Source organism: Saccharomonospora saliphila YIM 90502 (assembly GCF_000383795.1).
Taxonomy (GTDB): Bacteria; Actinomycetota; Actinomycetes; order Mycobacteriales; family Pseudonocardiaceae; genus Saccharomonospora; species Saccharomonospora saliphila.
Map to the genome: position 1 here is coordinate 1 of NZ_KB912702.1, position 2,745 is coordinate 2,745.

4 protein-coding genes are annotated in these 2,745 nt (G+C 72.2%); 1 reads left to right on the forward strand and 3 read right to left on the reverse strand.

The features are described from left to right. The 3 genes from SACSA_RS0116155 to thyX all read right to left on the reverse strand — a co-directional run. Positions 1 to 904, reverse strand: a 904-nt coding sequence (locus SACSA_RS0116155) for a serine/threonine-protein kinase (RefSeq protein ID WP_019818721.1), incomplete at its 3' end; no start/stop codon positions are given. A gap of 56 nt (positions 905 to 960) precedes the next feature. Beyond that, a complete protein-coding gene (locus SACSA_RS0116160) occupies positions 961 to 1,356 on the reverse strand; it encodes an ACT domain-containing protein (RefSeq protein WP_019818723.1) in 396 nt (131 codons plus the stop codon). A 3-nt stretch (positions 1,357 to 1,359) separates the two neighbouring features. After that, positions 1,360 to 2,112 (reverse strand): FAD-dependent thymidylate synthase, encoded by a 753-nt coding sequence (gene thyX, locus SACSA_RS0116165; protein ID WP_019818725.1) that lies wholly within the window; start codon positions 2,110 to 2,112, stop codon positions 1,360 to 1,362. 125 nt (positions 2,113 to 2,237) lie between these two features. Between thyX and SACSA_RS23385 the strand changes: the two genes are divergently transcribed. Then, on the forward strand, positions 2,238 to 2,745 hold a 508-nt coding region (locus tag SACSA_RS23385), incomplete at its 3' end, for a toxin-antitoxin system HicB family antitoxin (protein ID WP_019818727.1).

The window sequence follows — 2,745 nt, forward strand, 5'->3', positions numbered from 1 at the left end:
CGGTGGCCTGCCCGCCGGGCGGTGTGCCCGGCTGCCCCGCGAGCGGTCCGGGCTGGCCGGTGACCTGCCGGGCGTGCAGCGACACCAGGTGCCTTGCCTGTGCGGCGGAGATGCGCGCCTCCGGCGAGGTGATCATCAGCCCCATGATCGCCGAGGCCAGCGGGCCCTGCGCCCGGGACAGGTAGGGCACGTCGTTCATGATGGCGTGCAGGGTCGCGGCCGTCGTGGAGCGCTCGAACGGTACCGACCCCTCGACCGCGTAGAAGAGCGTCGCGCCCAGCGACCACAGGTCCGAGGCGGGCAGGGCCTCGTGGCCCGCCACCCGTTCCGGCGCCATGAAGGCGGGCGAGCCGACGAGCATGCCGCTGGTGGTCAGCCGGGGGTCGTCCACGGCCTGGGCGATGCCGAAGTCGGTGAGTTTCACCCGCCCATCCGGGGCCACCATGATGTTGCCCGGCTTCACGTCGCGGTGCACGATGCCCGCCTCGTGCGCGGCCGCGAGCGCGGTCAGCACCTGCTCCCCGATCGAGGCCACGCGCTCCTGCGGCAGCGGGCCGTGCTCGCGCACCAGATCGGCCAGCGTGGGGGCCTCGACCAGTTCCATGACGATGTAGGTGGTGTCGCCGTCGGCGACCACGTCGAACACCGTGACCACGGCCGGGTCGTTGAGCCGCCCTCCGGCGCGCACCTCACGCAGGACCCGTTCCTGGAACACGCCCGTGTCCTCGGCGCCCTCGGGCAGCCTCAGCTCCTTGATCGCGACCGGCCTGCCGATCAGCGTGTCCTCGGCGCGCCACACCACGCCCATCCCGCCTCGCCCCAGCTCCCGCGTGACGGTGTAGCGGCCGGAGATCGAGCGCGACGACGGCGCGGCGGGCGTCGGTCTGGTCTGTTCGTCGGTCACTGCGGTCCCCCTCGTCAGCGGCGCGGACATGGTAGCCGCACCTCCGGGGGCACGGTTCAGACCCCGGGCACCTCGTGGCCGGCCTCGCGCAACGCGGCGACGGCCCGATCGAGGTCGTCCGCCCGCACGAGCAGGTGGTCGGTGTCATAGGTGGACAGCGCGAACAGCGACACCCCCGCGGCGGCGAGTTCGTTCGACAACGCGGCCATGATGCCGGTGAGCGTGAACGCCAGCGGACCGCGCACGGTCAGCAGCCGCCACCCCGCCTCGACCCGGGCGCCGTCGGGCGCGGAGTCCACGGGACATACCACGGAGAGCTCCTCCCCGGTGCGGGTCACCGACACCAGCGCTCCGTCACCCGGGGCGAGCAGCGCGGCGGGCACCGCGTCGGTGGAGTGGAGCCGGGCCACCGCGTACTCCCCGGGCCTGAGGTCGACCGTCAGCTTTCGCACGCCTCAGCCCTCAGCGACCCGCGGGCTGGAGGCGACCTCGGTGCCGTCCGGCAGCGTCGAGATCGTGAAGTCGGCGAAGGCGTTCTCGGCGACCTTCTGGAGCTGGCGCAGGCACTCCACGGCCAGCGCCCGGATCTCGACGTCGGCGTGCTCGGTGGCGCGCATGCCGATGAAGTGGCGCCAGGCACGGTAGTTGCCGGAGACGACGATGCGGGTCTCGGTCGCGTTGGGCAGCACCGACCGCGCGGCCTGGCGGGCCTGCTTGCGCCGCAGGGTGGCGCTCGGCGCGTCCGCGAACTTCTCCTCGAGCCCGGCGAGCAGCTCGTTGTAGGCCCGCACCCCGGCCTCGCTGGCCGCGAGGAACTTCTCGTGCAGCTCGGGGTCCTCGGCGATCACCTCGGGTTCGACGACCGCGGCGTCCCGCTCGGGGACGTAGCGCTGCGACAGTTGTGAGTAGGAGAAGTGCCGGTGCCGGATGAGCTCGTGCGTCAGCGACCGGGAGATGCCGGTGATGTAGAAGGTGACGCTGGCGTGTTCGAGCACCGAGAGGTGACCGACCTCGATGATGTGGTCGAGGTAGCCCGCGTTCGTCGCCGTCCTCGGGTTGGGCTTGGACCACGACTGGTAGCACGCCCTGCCCGCGAACTCCGCGAGCGCCTGTCCGCCGTCGGCGTCGGTGGACCACGGAACGTCGTCCGGCGGGACGAATTCCGTCTTCGCGATCAACCGCACCTGGGGCCTCACCGTCTCGGCCACGTCCGACTCCCTCCGCCTGGTTCGACCCCCGCAGCGTATCTCCCGGCTGAGTGGCATCCCACGGGCATCACCACGACAGCAGAACAGGGGTTGTGTGACGTCAATCCTGGCACCATAGTGGTGTCATGGATTTGAATCCGTATCTCGCGACGCTGCGGGAGAACCTCGCGACCACGGCGTCGGCGGGCGACGAACAGCTCCAGCGCGCCGCCGCGGTGCTGTCGGCCTCGCTCGAACCCGCCGCGCGACTCACCCTGATGAACGCCCTGTCCGATCTGGCCGCCGAGATCACCGCACAGGTGCCCGACCATGTCGTGGAGGTCCGGCTCGACGGCAGGGACGTGCGCGTGGTGGTGGACGGCAGCCGGGACGACGCCCCGGGCACGACCGACCCCCCGCCCACGCCACCGCCCCCGCCGCAGGGCGAATCCGGCGACATCTCCCGGATGACGTTGCGCCTGTTCGAGCAACTCAAGCACCAGGCCGAGCAGGCCGCCTCGGCCCAGGGGGTCTCGCTGAACACGTTCGTCTCACAGGCCGTCCAGGGCGCGCTCCAGGGCAGGCACCCGTGGGGCCCGGGCCACGGTGGGCGGCCCGGTGGCGGTCCCGGGCAGCATCCGGGCGCCGAGGGCC